This is a genomic window from Bradyrhizobium sp. (genome assembly GCF_035701725.1).
Classification (GTDB): Bacteria; Pseudomonadota; Alphaproteobacteria; order Rhizobiales; family Xanthobacteraceae; genus Bradyrhizobium.
On the sequence record NZ_DASSRP010000254.1, the window covers coordinates 12997 to 28940 of the forward strand.

General features: G+C 62.9%; 16 protein-coding genes. 9 read left to right on the forward strand and 7 right to left on the reverse strand.

Annotation, left to right across the window (positions count from 1 at the left end):
• Nucleotides 1-43 precede the first annotated feature (43 nt).
• Nucleotides 44-1693 carry a glycosyltransferase family 39 protein gene (locus tag VFL62_RS15045; RefSeq protein ID WP_325173174.1) on the reverse strand — a complete coding sequence of 550 codons (1650 nt, stop codon included), beginning with the start codon at nt 1691-1693 and terminating at the stop codon, nt 44-46.
• A 288-nt stretch (nt 1694-1981) separates the two neighbouring features.
• Between VFL62_RS15045 and VFL62_RS15050 the strand changes: the two genes are divergently transcribed.
• On the forward strand, nt 1982-2821 hold the full coding sequence (locus VFL62_RS15050) for a DUF308 domain-containing protein (RefSeq protein ID WP_325173175.1): 840 nt from the start codon (nt 1982-1984) through the stop codon (nt 2819-2821).
• 171 nt (nt 2822-2992) lie between these two features.
• Complete coding sequence (locus VFL62_RS15055; protein WP_325173176.1) at nt 2993-3406, forward strand: MucR family transcriptional regulator; 414 nt, start codon at nt 2993-2995, stop codon at nt 3404-3406.
• Nucleotides 3407-3409: 3 nt separating this feature from the next.
• Here the strand turns inward: VFL62_RS15055 and VFL62_RS15060 are convergent, their stop codons facing one another.
• Together VFL62_RS15060 and VFL62_RS15065 are read right to left on the reverse strand one after the other, a co-directional pair.
• Entirely contained in the window at nt 3410-3844 is a 435-nt protein-coding gene (locus VFL62_RS15060; RefSeq protein ID WP_325173177.1) for a SufE family protein, read from the reverse strand.
• A gap of 92 nt (nt 3845-3936) precedes the next feature.
• The gene (locus VFL62_RS15065; RefSeq protein WP_325173178.1) at nt 3937-4383 is read right to left on the reverse strand and encodes a DUF5330 domain-containing protein; all 447 of its coding nucleotides are present in this window, start codon (nt 4381-4383) and stop codon (nt 3937-3939) included.
• A 411-nt stretch (nt 4384-4794) separates the two neighbouring features.
• Here VFL62_RS15065 and VFL62_RS15070 point away from each other — a divergent pair, with 411 nt between their 5' ends.
• From VFL62_RS15070 to VFL62_RS15080, 3 genes are all read left to right on the forward strand, one after another.
• Nucleotides 4795-6627, forward strand: coding sequence for an ATP-binding protein (locus tag VFL62_RS15070; RefSeq protein WP_325173179.1), 1833 nt, complete (start codon nt 4795-4797; stop codon nt 6625-6627).
• On the forward strand, nt 6620-7273 hold the full coding sequence (locus VFL62_RS15075; protein WP_325173180.1) for a peptidoglycan-binding domain-containing protein: 654 nt from the start codon (nt 6620-6622) through the stop codon (nt 7271-7273). Before VFL62_RS15070 ends, VFL62_RS15075 begins: the two co-directional genes overlap by 8 nt.
• Before the next feature lie 112 nt (nt 7274-7385).
• The gene (locus VFL62_RS15080; RefSeq protein ID WP_325173181.1) at nt 7386-7730 is read left to right on the forward strand and encodes a DUF1491 family protein; all 345 of its coding nucleotides are present in this window, start codon (nt 7386-7388) and stop codon (nt 7728-7730) included.
• Between the two features lie 5 nt (nt 7731-7735).
• On the opposite strand, the gene VFL62_RS15085 is transcribed toward VFL62_RS15080, so the two are convergent.
• On the reverse strand, nt 7736-8680 hold the full coding sequence (locus tag VFL62_RS15085; RefSeq protein WP_325173182.1) for a DUF2336 domain-containing protein: 945 nt from the start codon (nt 8678-8680) through the stop codon (nt 7736-7738).
• Nucleotides 8681-8965: 285 nt separating this feature from the next.
• Here VFL62_RS15085 and VFL62_RS15090 point away from each other — a divergent pair, with 285 nt between their 5' ends.
• Both VFL62_RS15090 and VFL62_RS15095 read left to right on the forward strand, forming a co-directional pair.
• On the forward strand, nt 8966-9163 hold the full coding sequence (locus VFL62_RS15090; RefSeq protein ID WP_325173183.1) for a hypothetical protein: 198 nt from the start codon (nt 8966-8968) through the stop codon (nt 9161-9163).
• A 69-nt stretch (nt 9164-9232) separates the two neighbouring features.
• Complete coding sequence (locus VFL62_RS15095; RefSeq protein WP_325173184.1) at nt 9233-9949, forward strand: hypothetical protein; 717 nt, start codon at nt 9233-9235, stop codon at nt 9947-9949.
• Between the two features lie 33 nt (nt 9950-9982).
• Here VFL62_RS15095 and VFL62_RS15100 read toward each other — a convergent pair whose 3' ends face one another.
• Genes VFL62_RS15100 through VFL62_RS15110 form a run of 3 tightly spaced genes read right to left on the reverse strand, consistent with a single transcriptional unit; the run spans nt 9983 to nt 13356 of the window.
• Nucleotides 9983-10549, reverse strand: coding sequence for a DUF1254 domain-containing protein (locus tag VFL62_RS15100; RefSeq protein ID WP_325173185.1), 567 nt, complete (start codon nt 10547-10549; stop codon nt 9983-9985).
• Entirely contained in the window at nt 10546-11124 is a 579-nt protein-coding gene (locus tag VFL62_RS15105) for a DUF1214 domain-containing protein (RefSeq protein ID WP_325173186.1), read from the reverse strand. Before VFL62_RS15105 ends, VFL62_RS15100 begins: the two co-directional genes overlap by 4 nt.
• A 9-nt stretch (nt 11125-11133) precedes the next feature.
• The gene (locus tag VFL62_RS15110; protein ID WP_414644731.1) at nt 11134-13356 is read right to left on the reverse strand and encodes a transglycosylase domain-containing protein; all 2223 of its coding nucleotides are present in this window, start codon (nt 13354-13356) and stop codon (nt 11134-11136) included.
• A 343-nt stretch (nt 13357-13699) separates the two neighbouring features.
• On the opposite strand from VFL62_RS15110, the gene VFL62_RS15115 reads away from it, so the two are divergent.
• Together VFL62_RS15115 and VFL62_RS15120 are read left to right on the forward strand one after the other, a co-directional pair.
• The gene (locus VFL62_RS15115) at nt 13700-14221 is read left to right on the forward strand and encodes a YcgN family cysteine cluster protein (protein WP_325173188.1); all 522 of its coding nucleotides are present in this window, start codon (nt 13700-13702) and stop codon (nt 14219-14221) included.
• 122 nt (nt 14222-14343) lie between these two features.
• Nucleotides 14344-15921, forward strand: coding sequence for an MDR family MFS transporter (locus VFL62_RS15120; protein ID WP_325173189.1), 1578 nt, complete (start codon nt 14344-14346; stop codon nt 15919-15921).
• Nucleotides 15922-15944 lie beyond the last annotated feature (23 nt).

Consider the following 15944-nt stretch of genomic DNA (forward strand, 5'->3'; position numbering starts at 1 on the left):
AAGCTGCGCTGCGGATGTGGCAGTCATGCTTTGGGACAGGCCATTACGGCGGGGGGATCGCCAACAGGCTCGAGATACTGCGGCCGCGGATGTCGTAGACGCGCGCGAACACCACATCGTCGCGCTTGATCTCGACCATGACCGGCGCCGTCAGGCCCTTGCAGTAGAACTCACCGAGCGTCATGGCGAAGTCGGCGGCGTGGCTGTCGCCGGTAATGGTGAAGTCGGGTCCCAGGGCGACCTGGGCCGGACGGTGCGGACCGCACACCGCGACTTTCCATTTGTGTCCCGGCGCGGGAGTTTCGTGCTTTTCCTCGAGCTGCTCGCGCAGGCCGTCGGAGGCTTGCTTGAACGCCAGTCCCCAGTAATCCAGCATATAGCGGTCGTCGGCGCCGCGCACGGTGCCGGCGATGTGGTTGAAATGCGTGTACTGATACGGATGCAGCCTGATCATTTCGCCCAGCGGCAGCATCAGGCCGAACACGAACACAGCTAAGGCCACCGGCTGCCAGCTGCGGCGATTGTCCTTGAGCCAGTCCATTCCGCGCGCGAAGGCAAGACCAGCCAGCACGGTCATCGGCGGAATCACAAAGATGAAGTGGCGGATGCCGTTATAGAGCGCCGGGCGCTTGAGGATTGCGATCGCAATCGGCAGCACCGCGGCCAGCGTCAGCATCAGCAGGATCGCCTTGCGACGCGCCGGCACGTCGCTTCGCGGCAGCGAAGCAATGCTGGCGATAATCGATGCCGTCATCAATGCCAGCAGAATCTCCGGAAGCTGCAACGCAAATAGCGTCGGCAGGTACGACCAGGGCATGTCGGGCACCGAGAAGATGGCGCCGTCAAACATCTCCTTCCAGGGCTTTTCGAAGAACTGCGAGAAATAGGTGGCGGCCTGGAGCGGATGATCGAATTCGATGATCGACCACGGCCAGATCAAGCCCATCACGAGATAGCTGAGGAGCAAGCCGGGAAGCAGCGCATGGGCCATTCGGACAAATCGGCGGGCCGCTTCGCGTGCGCCATGATTGTGGACTTCGTCGATCAGCATCGGAAGGAAACCGATCACGGCATAAAACAGCGCCAGCGTGCCGAGGATGCGCGAGCCGATCGAGAGGCCTGCGCCAAGGCCGACGATCAGCACCGTCCGCGGCGACGGATAAGGATATTCTTCCACGAGCCGAACAAGACCGAGCATCAGGATCACCATCGCGACGGCGAACGGCGCATCCTTCGGGTTCATGAACATGTGGCCATAGAAGGTCGGACACAGCGCGAGAAGCAGCAGCGCTGCAAGTCCGGCCAGCGGACCGCCGACTCTGCGGCCAAGCCGCCACGTTACGGCAAGGCCGATGATGCCGACGACGGCACCGACAAGCCGCCGCGTTTCGAACAATTCGAGCGGAATGACCTTGTGCAGCAGCGCGGCGGCCATATCGAAACCGCCGCCGTACATGTAGAGATTGACAAAGGAAAGCGCTGCGGTGTCCTTGAACCCCGAGCCATACATCCGCAGCAACAGATCGGCATATTCGGCGTGGGTGTAGTCGTCCCAGCCGAGGCCGTAGTCGCGGAATGTGAAGCCTGCGACCAGCGAGACGACGACCAGAACCAGCACCGCAGCGTCGTCGCACGTTCGCTCGATCGAGCGCCGAGAAGGCGTATCGACTGCCGAGGTCGTAATGGAAGTCATGACGATCGGATACCCGGTGTCCCTTGGCCCACTTAGCGCATTTGGGCCTCATCCCCTGGCATCCATATAGCGCAGTTCCATTGCCAAGTAATTGGCAATTGTGGCGTAATTCGCTTACTGCAACGCAGCGGAAGGGAACGCTTGGCGCTTAACCATGGTTCCAACGATACACAGGTCCCGGATTTGCCTGGTTAATTGCCGGTTGGCGGGGCCAGCAATATGACGGTATCGTGGCATTGGGGCTGAAGAGGCCGCGCGATGGTGGAGCGCGGCTCAGGGGTAGGTTTGATGTCGATTGGCATGTTGGTAGCCGGGATAGCCTGCCTGCTGGCGGGCCTCCTCGCGATCGGTTTCGGAGTCCCGATCAACGAGTTCGGCCTCGGCAATACTCTGATCGTGGCGGGTACGGTTGGCGCCTGTACCGGATTGATCATTCTCAGCCTGTGGGTTGTGGTCAGAGAATTGAAAGGCATGGCCGCGCGCCTTGGTGCCGGTGCGCTTCCCGATCTCGGCCGGCCGCAGGCACCGGCGGCATTGCCGCGCCCTCTGGCCGCAGATTCCGCCGCCCATGAGCCAGACCTCGGAGAAACGGCCGGTGGGGCTCCGCCGATGCCGTCCGAGCCTTGGCTCGAAGAGGCAGCTCAGCGGGGGCGGCAGGACACGCCGCCCGCGCTACCACCCGAATCACAACCGGCGAAGCAGCGGCGCAACTTGATGTTTTCCTCGACGTCGCGTCGCGAACGCGAGCGCGCCCAAGCGCGTTCCGGCGAGCAGGCCGCCAATGAACCTCGCCCGGCACCGCCGGTGGCACCTGCCGAGATTGACGAGCCCGCGCCCGCGACCTTCGATGACGCGTGGCCGAAATCGGAACGCTCAAGGCCTTCCGAGGTGCCGGCCCAGCGGCGGCCTGCGCGCATGCCATCCGCCGCCTCCAGCGAAACGGCAGCTGCGCGTCAGACACCGCCCGCCGCGGATCAGGCGGCCGTGACGGTGCTCAAATCGGGCGTCGTCGATGGAATGGCCTATTCATTGTACTCGGATGGATCGATCGAAGCCCAGATGCCAGAGGGCATGATGCGCTTTGCGTCGATCGACGAGCTGCGGGCTCACCTCGATCAGCGACCGTGAGGAGGCAAGTAGCGGCGTGGAAAATCGCATGCGCCGTTCTTGTTTCCAGCTAGTGTCCCGATTCCGAAGCTCGTATCATCTGGCCGGCGGTCCGTGGCTGCGACGACGCTGGCTCTTGCAGAGTTGCGTGGAGATGACGTGAGCGATGAAACTCTTGAGAAGGTTTTGGCTATGACCGACGCCACGGGCAAGAATTTCATCGATCTGACTGCGAACATCGTCTCGGCCTATCTCAGCAACAATCCGACGCCCGCTTCTGAAATTCCGGGCCTGATCAACCAGATTCACGCCGCGCTGGTTCGCGTTTCAACGGGGCGCGCCGAAACGGCTGCGGAACCCGCAAAGCCCGCGGTTTCCGTCAAGAAATCGATGACGCCTGATTACCTGGTGTGTCTGGAGGACGGCAAGCGTTTCAAGTCGCTGAAGCGGCACCTGCGCTCGCAGTACAATATGACGCCTGAACAGTACCGGGAAAAATGGGGCCTGCCGCCGGATTATCCGATGGTCGCGCCGAACTACGCGGTCGCCCGTTCTCAGCTTGCCAAGAAGATGGGGCTTGGTCAGCAGCGCAAGCGGCGGAAGTAGGTTTCAAGTTCCAACGGCGGCCAGCGTCTCGCGGGCGTCGCTGCGGATGCGTTCGACCATCGCGCGCAGGCCGTTTGAGCGTTGCTGCGTCAAATGCTCGCGGAACCCGAATTCGTCGAACACTGCGGCTGCATCGGTGTCGAGGATTTGCTGCGGTGTGTGGCCGGAATACAGCGTAAGCAGGATCGCGATCAGGCCACGCACGATATGGGCGTCGCTGTCACCCAGATATTTCAGCAGCACGTCGCCCTTGCCGTTACGCGCGATGCTCTTGGAAAGCCAAACCTGGCTGGCGCACCCCTGCACCTTGTTGGTGGAGGAATGTTCGGCCTCAGGCATCGGCTCCAGCGTCCGGCCGAGTTCGATGACGTACCGGTAGCGGTCGTCCCAGTCTTCCAAAAGCTCGAAATTTTCCCGGATCTCGTCAATTGTCGTCATGATCGCGCTCAGTGTTCAATCCCCTATATAGGGGTGAAATCGACCGAAAGCGATATCGCCCGATTGAGGATGTTCCCGCTTTCGCCGGCGATCTACGGTGACGGCGACGGCGGCGATGGACCCTGCCATTCGATCTGCATGTCGTTGGCCGTCAGCGTGTCGTGCGCGACCTCAGGTCCTGCAGCATTGGCATTTTCGAGGCCGCCGATCGAACCAGTGTGATCGGGCGCACGCTTGTCGGACTTGTCCGGTTTGTCGGGCTTCTCGGCCTTCTCAGGTTTGTCGGTGATAATCTGATAGAGCTTTCGCGCGCCGCCCTGGGCACGCTGACCGATCACGCTCGCAGCCTGGCCGCCGACCTCGCAAGCCGCCGGCTGACGCTTGCAGAACTGTCCCATGTCGGAAATCGCAGCCGTCGCCGCCGAGACCGCTTCGGACGCGTTGATTTGCGGCGCCTTGTCCGTCTCGGGGGTCTTGTCCCGCGGCAACAGGACGAGCACCAGTCCAATCCAGAACGTCAAGCGAAGCAGAAAAAACATCTTGCTACTCCGGCCGCCTTCTTTTTTCCCGTCGCTTTTAGACCTTGAAGATCGACCCCTTATAGTTGTCGATAAATCGCAACTGTTTGCATTGAAGTTAAATCGGCGGGAATTCGCGAAAAAATCGTGGGAAACGATTCGGCGTAAATTTTCGATTGATGCCGATTCGCTCCTCGGCCGATCCGATGCACCATTTCGAAACCATATCCACGGGTGTGGAGGAAACCTGCCGTTCACCATTCGCGTTGATAGGCCGGCGCTTCAGAGGCCGAAAGCGCCGTGGAGATACGGTCTTTGGCCGCAATCTCCCGCCGCCTTAGCGTTCGTTTAAGGTCGCTCTGACAGGTTGCGACCACGACAAGGGGGACGGGTCCGGGGCGTCTGTTCGACGCGCAGGCGAAAAGCGAAGCTGTGAGTGTTCTGAGTACCATTCGCGATTGCCTAGATGCGCTGCTGCACCCGTCAGCGCGCTACGATGTGCTCGCACGCGCCCGCCATCGGGCTTTCATCGCCCCGCGGCTGCTGGGAAGCCTGACCGCCTTTGCGGCATTTCCGGTCTACCTCGCCATGCATGGCGCACCGACCGCGTTTGCGGTCGCTGCCTTTGCCTGGTTGATCGTGCCGATTCTGCTGTCCTGGTTCCTGTCTCGCACCGGCCGCTATGAGGGCGCTTGTCTGCTGTCCTCACTTGCCTTTGCCGGCTTGATCATGACGCTTGCCTCGGTCACCGGCGGGATCGGCTCCTTTGCGGCAATCTGGCTGGTCGTCGTGCCGATGGAGGCTGCGAATTCGGCCTCGCGCCGCGTGGTGGCGTTTGCCTGCGCGCTGGCTTTGGTCTGCGTCGCGCTGTTGATCGTTCTCAGCCATTTCCAAGTACTGCCGGAGGCCGATGTGGGCGCCGACTTGCGCGCCGTGCTGACCGCATTCGCCGTCGCATCGGCGACGCTCTATGCCGCAGGCCTCGCATTCGGTGCCGAACTGCTGGCGCGCACCAGCGCTTCGTTGCTTTATACCGAGGAAGAGCGCTATCGGCTTTTGGCGCACAATATGAGCGATGTGATCTCCCGCCATCACCGCAACGGCGCAGTCCGCTTCATATCGCCGGCGGCAGAGATGCTGTTGGGAACGCCGGCCTCCGGTTTGATCGGTTATGGCCTGTTTGACCGGGTTCATGTCGCCGATCGTCCGGCCTATCTCACGGCGCTTTCGGAAGCCGCGCGCGGCGGTGTTGCGCAAAGCGTCGAGTTCCGCCTCAGGCGGGATGCCCCACGCGGCCGCGAGGGCGGACAAGCCGGTCAGGTAAACTTCATCTGGGTCGAAATGCGGTGCCGTCCGCTGGAACAAGTCACGACCTCAAAACCATCCGAGTCGGAAGTCGTTGCCGTAATGCGCGACGTCACCGATCGGAAAAACCAGGAGCACGCACTGGATCTGGCGCGAACGGCAGCGGAGCGGGCCGATGCGTCGAAGACCCGCTTCCTGGCCACTATGAGCCATGAACTGCGCACGCCGCTGAACGCGATCATCGGCTTCTCCGAAATGATCATGCAGGAAGACACCTTGATGCTGGATGCGGCACGCCGCAGGGAGTACGCCCAGCTCATCAACGATTCCGGCCAGCATCTGCTGTCGGTTGTCAATGGCATCCTCGATATGTCGAAAATGGAATCCGGCAATTTCGAAATCATGCCGGAGCCTTTCTCGCCGAGGGCCGCCCTCACCAACTGCTGCAGCCTTCTGGCCTTGAAGGCCCGCGAGAGCGGGATCGACCTGGTCACCCGGGCCGCGGATGATTTGCCGGTCATGATCGGTGACCCCCGCGCATTCAAGCAGATCGTGCTCAACCTCGTTTCCAATGCCGTCAAATTCACCGAGCGCGGCGGCACCGTGACGGTGTCCGCCAGTATTGACGGTGGTCGCCTCGTGGTTCGCGTCGCCGATACCGGCGTTGGCATCACGGCCGACGATCTCAAGCGGATCGGCGATCCCTTCTTTCAGGCGGGCACGACCTATCAGCGCCGGCACGAAGGCACCGGACTTGGGCTGTCGATCGTCAAGACTCTCGTCGCATTGCATGGTGGTGAGATGACCGTGCAGAGCAAGATCGACGAGGGCACCACGGTTACGGTGACGCTGCCATTGACGCCGCAGGCGGCCCAACCCAACAGCAATGTCGCGACGCTCGCCCCCATGGTGCGACCCGCCACGGCAGAACAAGCGCTTCAGGTGAAGAAAAGTGCCTAGGAAACCGAACCTCGACGATGAAATGCCGCGCCGCCGCCGTGCAAAGCAAGCCGCACCCGAGCCGGATTCCGAGCATGGCCTTGCCATGCGCATTTTTCTCCACAGTCCGAAGGATGTGATTGCGGGCGCGCTCGCGTTCGTCGCCATCTGCGCAATTCTGATCAATGCGCTGTTCATGCAAGCCGGACGTCACCCGGCGCCGATGTTCGGCACGGTCGTTACTTTGCCGGCCGTTGCTTCGGTCCCGGCCAATCCGATGCCGCGGCCGCGGCCCGCCGAGGCCGATGTGTCGCCGCCCGAACCGCGCCCCGCCGATCCGAAGGCCGCCGACGCCCTGACCAACCTCGTCAAGACGACGAGCACCGTACAGCCTGCGAACGCCAATATTCCGCGGCCGCCGATGACGGTGCCGGTATCTTCCCACGCCGAGAGCGTGCCGCTTTCCGGGCCGCACCGCGTGGCGGCGGTGCAGCGCGCGCTGACCGAGTATGGCTACGGCCAGCTAAAGCCGACGGGCGTCGCCGGAGCCGACACCCAGGCCGCGATTCAGAAGTTCGAAAGAACACGGAAGCTTCCGGTCACCGGACAAGTGTCCGATCGCCTGGTGCGTGAACTGGCTGCGATGATCGGGCATCCGATCGAGTAGCTCTGAATGGTTTGGTGACGCTCAACATCACCGATTGGTCTTCTCCTTTCAAGCTGACCGGGCGAGTGTCGTTGCACTAGCTTCGTGGCATCGGCTGGCCTATCGTCGGTTCATGCGATTGAAATCAGCCATATGGGTTGCGGCCTATTTGCGCCGCTGCCAGACCGCGGGCGTGTTCGGTGCGGTGCGCCGGCGTGGCGCGGAGGAGGCGGGTGCGGTGTTCGTCAAGGTGGCGCTGATGGACGGCAACGCCATGCTTTACGTGCCGGCACCGCAGACGGTTTACGACGAGTCGCGGCCGATCGAGCGCTTCTTCATGCCGATCTCGAAAGAGCCATTGCCGGAGCCCGCCGTGGAGGCGCGTCTGCAAAAGGAAGTCCGGTTTGATCCGGACGCCTGGATCGTGGAGACCGAGGATCGCGCCGGCCGGCACTTTCTCGATCTGTCACGGGACTGAGCCAGCTAGCGTCCGGAATTCTGCGACGAACCGGTTCGAAGAGGCGCGACGCCGGGCGCCGGCTGTGTAACCGGTCTCGTCTGCGCCGGCCCGCTCCGCGCACGGCTGCGCTCGTCGTCGTAAAGGCCGGAACGATATTTCGCACGCGTCGTGGCGATCGTCGAACCGCGCCATGCGGCCAGCATGATCAGCGCCGACTGCTCCTTGAGCACGTCATAAAGTCGCGAAAGCCGATAGACTGTGTGAACCGAACTGCCTATGTCCGGCTTGAGGAAAAGCAAAACGCGCTGAAAGACCGGCCCCGGCATTCCAAGCGCCTTGGCGGCGCAGGCGAGCGGTTCGCCGGTCGGTTCGTTGACCACCTGGGTCGCGATCTTCCAGGGCAGAATCAGCGTCTCGCCGAGTTCGAGCGTAAAGCTTTCGAGATCTGAGACCCAGGCGGCCATCTCCAGGGCCTCGATCGCGCGGGCTGCGCGTTTTGCGGGAATGCGGGCCGAAGGCTTCAATGGTGTTTCAGAGAGGTTGTGCAGGATCATGGCGCGTTCGGTCGAACTTGCGCCGAAAAACAATCCGCTGATTTCCGCCGCGTCCTTGGGCTGCATCGAGAGCGTCAAGACCGCGCGCAACTGCGCTTCGTCCCTGGGCGGTTGTGATGCAAGGCCACTGTCGGCCCGCTGGATTTCGCGAGCCAGCGGCACCGGTTGGTCCGGACTGGCGGGCTGAATTCCCAGTTGTTTCAGGACGGGCGCTGGCGTTGCCGGGTAGAGCGCGAGCCGGGCGCGCACGGCCGCGCGCGTGGCGTCATCCACCTGATCGATCAGGCGGGAGGTAAGCTCGACGAACTGTCGGGCTTCCTCTTCGCTGTGGGTGCTCGTCTGAACATAGAGGTCGGCGAGGACCCGAAGCAGGGTGGGTCGGATATCGACGCCCTCTCGGCGGGAGAGGTTCATCAAACCGTCGAAGCCTGAGAATAGTGGAGGCGTGGTCATGTCGGAGATACGCGACTGATTCAAACTCGCGAAAGACTAGACCGGTTGCTTTAACACCGCGTTAAGGAAAACAATCCGTGAAATGGCTACGTGCTCATTGTGCCATTTTGGCTGCGCTCGGTTGCAGAATGGGCGTGGCCAAATCGATCAGTCCTCGCATTAAGATGCCGTTAACCACGTTTTGATCTTAATGACGCCCGTCGCCACAAGTCGCATGAGAGTGGCAGCCGGAGAGAGTTGAGACACATGGGGACCGTCATTGAATTTCCAGCGGATGCGGCTTCGCGGCGGCTGGGGTCAACCATGGATGATGCCGGCAACGGCGTCCGGGGAACGGTGGTCATCCTCCCGGTCATCCGGATCGAGCGGCAGGTTGATGAAACCAGCGGCGACCGCGGACCGGAGCAGGGCACAGCGCCCGGTCGTCGCCGCCGGCGCCGTTGAAGCGACATGTCGGGCATAGCTCGTTTGATCCAGCACCGACGGAGGATATCGGCTTGCCTGTCGGCTTCGATGTTGCTGACCACAGCCGTGATGCTGGCTGGCTGCAGTGGTGGTGATTTCGGGCGGACCCGCGAGGATTTTCGCAACGACGACATGCATCGTTGGCTCGGGGCTGAAGCAACCGGCAGCGTCGGCCTGAGGGCCTCGCAGTTCCAACTGACCGACTACGAACGGCAGCTTCGCGATCAGGCCTATCCCGTGATCGAACCGCCGCATTCACGGCCGGCCTGGAAGGCGGTATTTGGCGATTATCAGGCGATCGCCTCTCCGTGGCGGCACAAGGTGGTTTTTGATCGTACCGCCTATGGCCGCGCGCTCATCGATGAGCCGCACCGTTCGGACGCCTCGCGTTATTCGCAATTGATCGATGACGTGCGCGATGACATTACCCGCTTCGAGCCATTCTACGCGACCGCAGCGCGGGTGCTCGAACTCGACCGCAAGCGCAACGCCAGCATGGCGCATGTCTCGCAATTATCGCCGCGCGAGCGTGCGGACGCTGTTGCCCGCATGGACGAAAATACCTTGATCGTGCAGTGGGTGCAGCAGTGCCAGGAACGGCGGATTTCGTCATATCGCTGGGCGCTGGAGCGGCTGGTGGTGCAAGGACCTGACAACATCGCCGCCGAGGCCGATCGGCTGATCAACGAGCTTGCCGCACTTGCTGCCAATCCTCCGGTCACCACGCAGCCCGTCAACGGAGTCGCGATTTCCACGCGCGGCTGAACGGGGTAGGCCGAAGGTCGATACGCTGCGGAATCAGCGTTTGGCCGGCATCGGCTCGGTCTGCACCTTGCAACTCGAGGCGGAGAGCGAGGCAAGCGCTTGCGGCATCAGGCTCGGCTCCGGCGCCAGCGCCTTCATCACGATCAATCCGGACGTGCTCGGCGAATCGATGATCAGCCGGTCCGCCGCCGTCACGTCTTCATCCTCCGGCAGCGCGGCGTGCTGGGCTTCGGTCATCAGATCGAGCTCGATCACCTTGCGTCCGGCGGAACGGTCGTTGATGGCATAATAGGCGAGTTCGTTACGCGTGTAGAACGAGACCGACGTGTAGGCCTGGCTCACCGGAACCGTGAGCTTGATCGGTCCTCCCGACAGATCGTAACGGCAGACCGCAACGGCAAAGGCAGGGTCCATGAAGGGCAAAGGGGCCGTTGCCGGGTCGGGCTGCGGCAGCGGTGTCACCGCGTTGAGCTTGGTGATCGGTGCGAGGCGGGAATAGGCATCCTGGGTTGCGATGCGCGGCAGCGCCAGCACGCTGACCAGATGCACGATGCCGCCCAGCACCACGCCGGCGATGATGGTGAAGAGCAGCCGGATCATGAGCAGCGCTCGGTCGAAATGGCGGGCATCGGCGCGTCGCGCTGCGTGCGCGTCGCGACCCCGACCGGCGTGTCGTAGAGCCGCAGCACCAGCGTGTAGCGTTCAATGCCGCCGGTCGGAAGCCAGTTTCCGGCGCGCGAGCGCGACGCCACCCGCACCTCGAACGAGCCGTCCGCACCGCGGATGATTTCCTGGCTGGTGAAGCCATAACGTTGCAACGAGTTGGCCACCAGCCGCCCCTTGCTGTCGTAAAGCGTCAGGGTCCAGAACCGTGCCGGCGGCGTAATACCACTCACCACCACGTCGCAGCGGCCATCCAGCGGCCGCTTGCGATCGTCCCGCGTGGCGAGGAATGCGACGCCGTCGCCGGTGCCAACCGGCAGTTCGCCGCTGCGGGCGATCGAGGCGCGCGAATAGGGGTCGACATCGGCGGTTCCGGTCTTGGGCCGGGCAGTCCAGGCACCGATGGTCAGTGTACCGAGATCGGTGCCGCGCGTTGCGGTCATCCATGTCGCGCCGAGGCCGACGGAGGCGGCGAGGATCAGGGCCAGCAAAGTGACGAATATCAGGCGCACGCGATTACGTCAGTTCTTGCGCGATGCGGCCGGAACCGCAGCGCTGCCGGGCGACGCCGAAGCAAAGCTCTCGTTAACACTGGCCGGAGTCGCGGAAGTCGATCGCGCCGGCTTGGCCGGTTCGTCAGCGGTCTTGGCCGCATCATCCAGCAATTTTTCAACGCGCACCAGAATGTCCGCCCCGCGCTTGGTGAGGACCGGCGGCGGTTTGATCTCCTGCGGCTTCGGACCGCCATTGGCGGCCATGACGGCCGACCCAGGCGCGGGCTGCAGTTTCGTGCCCATGCCGACGCCCGCTAGCTCCTTGATCTCGACGCCCTGATGCGCGGCGACCATGATGTCGTGCCAGGTCTGCGCCGGCAGCGAGCCTCCGGTCATGCGATTGGTGGGCGAGTAGTCGTCGTTGCCGTACCAGACCGCGCAGGTGAAGTTGCCGGTGTAGCCGACAAACCAGGCGTCTCGATACGCGTTGGTGGTGCCGGTTTTGCCGGCGGTCGGAATGCCGTCGAGCGCGGCGCGGCGCGCGGTGCCTTCGCTGACCACGTGGCTCATCATCTGGGCCATGTCGGCCGCAGTCGCGGCCGGGATCGCCTGTACCGGCTTCTTGCCGTCGCGGTCGAAGCGCCAGACCAGATCGCCGGCACCGGTGCGTACTTCCAGCACCGCATGCGGCGTGACGGATTTGCCTTTATTCGGGAAGGTCGCGTAGGCGACCGCATGTTCGACCACCGTGACTTCGTCAGAGCCGATCGGCAATGACGGCGTGTCCGGCAGCGGCGCCTTGATGCCGAAGCGGCGGGCCACTTCCACGATCTTGGCCCGCCCGACCTTGGCGGGGTTCGGCGCCTTGCCGCCGAGCGCGATCGACAGCTTCACCGGAACCACGTTGATCGAGCGGGTGATCGCCTGCGTCAGCGTGACCGCACCGGAATAGGAATGGCCATAGTTCTGCGGGCACCAGTTGCCGATGCAAACCGGGCCGTCGACCACGATCGAGGTCGGCTTGAAGCCATTGAGCAGTGCGGTCGTATAGACATAGGGCTTGAACGAAGAGCCGGGCTGGCGGTAGGCGTCGGTCGCGCGGTTGAACTGGCTGGCGCCGTAGTCCCGGCCGCCGACCATCGCACGGATGCCGCCGTCAAGATCTGCGACGACGGTGGCCGCCTGTGTTGCGTGGTAATCGCGGCCGAACTGGCGGAGCTGGTTTTCGATGGCTTCTTCGGCCGCGCGCTGCACGTTCATATCGATCGCGGTACGCACCACGAAAACGCGCTCATTGTAGGATTTCGGGAAAGTGTCGACGAGCTTGCGCATTTCGTCGAAGGCCCAGTCGAGATAGTAGTTCGGCGAATTCTCATCGCGCCGGTCGACCGCTGTCGCAGGATTACGCCGTGCGCCGAATACCTGGCCTTCGGTCATGAAGCCGGCGTCGACCAGATTGTCGAGCACGACGTTGGCGCGGGCGCGCGCGGCCGGCAAGTTGATGTGGGGCGCGTATTTGGTGGGAGCCTTGAACAGGCCCGCCAGCATCGCCGCTTCCGCAAGATTCACATCGCGCGCCGACTTGTTGAAATAGAAATGCGCCGCGCCGTCGACGCCGAAGGTGCCGCCGCCCATATAGGCGCGATCGAGATAGAGCTTCAGGATTTCATTCTTGGTGAGCCGCGTTTCCAGCCAGACCGCCAGGAACGCTTCGTTGACCTTGCGCTCGATGGTCCGCTCGTTGGAGAGGAACAGGTTTTTCGCCAGCTGCTGGGTGATCGACGAACCGCCCTGGCGCACGCCGCCGGCCTGCGCGTTGGTCACGATCGCGCGCAAGGTGCCGGCAACGTCAATGCCGAAATGGTCGTAGAAGCGGCGGTCTTCGGTCGCCAGCGTCGCCTTGATCAGAACGTCGGGAAAATCCTCCAGCGGGATCGAGTCGTTGTGCTTGATGCCGCGGCTGCCGATCGGATTGCCATAACGATCGAGGAAGGAGACCGCGAGATCGGATTTCTTCAGCCAGTCTTCATCGGCGGTCTCGCGGAAGGCCGGCACCGCGAGCGCCAGCATCAGGACCAGGCCGCCGAGCCCAAGCGTTGCGGCTTCCGACAGCGGCTCGATGAAGACCCAGCGCTTCCAGCGGCCGACATAGAAGCGGTCCATGAAGGCGGAGTAGCGCTCATAGAGTTCGCGGGCGCCCTTGCCGGTCGAGAACAGCGTCGAGTCGATGCGCGCGTCCAGATCCAGCATCCGGTGCCGGATCTTCTTTCTCCACTCGGCGAGGTCGATCTTGCGCACGGGCAGGGGTTACCTGAATCCGGAATTCGGTTGTCTTTTTCGGTTTGAAGTCGTCTCACCGCCGGCGGTGCACGAATTTCAAATCTTAAGGGTTGTTGCGGCAAACCCAAGGCATTCGGTGCCGTACCCCTTATCTAACCGAGCGGGGACGATAAACCAATGGCTGGCCTTACATATTCACCGGGAGGGATAACGTGATCCGGCTCTGGCGGAACCACCAATTCCGCGCTTGCGTGGATGTAGGCGCAGCCCCTAGAACGAAAAGCAGCCGAATCCGTCCAAGACAGCGCAAATCATGACCGCAAAGCCAAAGCCTCCTTCCGCACAGGAAGGATTCTTCTGGAAAACCAAGACGTTGGAAGAAATGTCGGATGCGGAGTGGGAGAGCCTCTGCGACGGCTGTGCCCGCTGTTGCCTGGAAAAGCTCGAGGACGAAGATACCGGGAAAATCTACTTCACTCACGTTTCCTGCAAGCTTCTCGATGCAGGTCTTTGTGCGTGCAAGGATTATGAGCATCGTTCCGAGCAGGTTCCGGACTGCGTCAGACTGACGCCGGCCAATGTGCGTACGCTGAATTGGCTGCCGCCAAGCTGCGCCTATCGTCTGGTGGCCGAAGGCCGCGACCTCTATTGGTGGCATCCCCTGATTTCAGGCGATCGCAACACGGTTCACGAGGCCGGCGTTTCCGTGCGCGGACGGGTGCAGGGGACGGAGAACGAGATCGCGGACGAGGATCTCGAGGACCATATCGTGAGCTGGCCGGCCGTTCTGCCCAAGCGCGCCCGCCTGAAAAAGCGCCCATCATCGTCGCGGTAATATCCTCGCGCTGATGTGTTCGCTTCAATCGGGACGCACCCATGCGCCCGACCCGCTGCCCCGACCTCGATTCGCGGCCTAAATAGCGGCCAAACCCGGTTCCCCTCCCAGCTCTATTCGGTATGAACAAGTTCGAACGGCAGGGCCGTCCATCGGCCGATCAGCAGACGTTGTCCGACAGCCTCGCCGTCGAACCCACGGTTGCGCCTTCCGACATTCCAGACGTCAGCGACGCGCCGCCGATCGCGCCTCCGGCACCGCTCACGCCAAGCGAAGTCCGCACCATTTTGACGAGCCTGATGTTGACGATGTTTCTGGCCGCCCTCGACCAGACCATCGTCGCGACGGCGTTGCCGACGATCGGCCGGCAATTCGGCGACGTTTCCAGCCTGTCATGGGTGATTACGGCCTATCTATTGGCCTCGACCGCGGTTGCGCCGGTGTTCGGCACGCTGAGCGATATTTATGGCCGCCGCGCCACGATCATCACGTCGATGAGCCTGTTTGTCGTCGGCTCGATCCTGTGCGCGGTCGCGCCCAACATGCCGATCCTGATCATCGCACGCGGGCTTCAGGGCCTTGGCGGCGGCGGTATTCTGCCGATCGTGCAGACCGTGATTGCCGACGTGGTGACGCCGCGCGAGCGCGGCCAGTATCAGGCCTATTTCAGCGGCGTCTGGATGGCGGCGGGAATCGGCGGACCGATTCTCGGCGGCGTGTTCGCCGAACATCTGCACTGGTCGATGATCTTCTGGATCAATGTGCCGCTCGGGCTCAGCTCGATGGCGATGCTGCTGCCGAAGATGGGCCGGATTCCGGTTTTCCACCGGCGCCGCGAAGTCGACTGGCTCGGCGGCGTCTTGCTGATGGCGGCCGCCGTCATGGTGATGCTGGTGCTGACCTGGGGCGGCACGCGCTATCTCTGGCTGTCGCCTACGATCATGGCGATGATTGGCGCCTCGGCCGCGCTCACCTTTGCCTTCGTGTGGCATGCCTCGCGCGCCAGGGAGCCGTTCCTGCCGCTGTCGCTGATGGGAGGCACGGTGGTGCCTTACGCGATGGTATGCGGCGGCTGCGCCATGGGCGCGATGCTTGGCCTGACCGTCTATTTGCCGCTCTATTACGAGGGCGTGTATCACCTCAGCGCCAGCGAAGCGGGCATGGGCTTGATTCCGCTCGCCGCGATTTCAACCCTTGGTGCCGCAATTGCCGGACGCACCATGGCGCGTGCGAAGCATTACAAATGGGTGGCGATCACCGGAACCCTGGTCGCCGCCGCGACGGCAGCGGCGATGATGTTCGCGCCGATGCCGCTATGGCTGCTGTTGGCACTGCTGTCGATCTTCTCGCTCGGGCTGGGCACGGCGTTTCCGGTTTCCACCGTCTCCTCGCAGAATGCGGTCGCACGATCACAGGTCGGCACCATCACCGGTGCAACGAACTTCTTCCGCGCGCTGATGGCCTCGTTCACGGTCGCGGTGTTTTCGGCGGTTCTGCTGACAGCGCTTGGCGCGGACATCTCGTTTTCGGGCGAACATCGCGGCACCGTCACCTCGATCTCCGCGGCCGATATGATCGCCGCGTTCCGCTATGTGTTCGGGGCCGCGGCCGCCCTGATGATTATCGCGTCGATAGCCATGGCCCTGATGGAAGAACGGCCACTGGCTGGACCTTCGCAAGCGTCCGACCTGATCGAGTAAAATCCGGGAGCGCCTATTCCGCG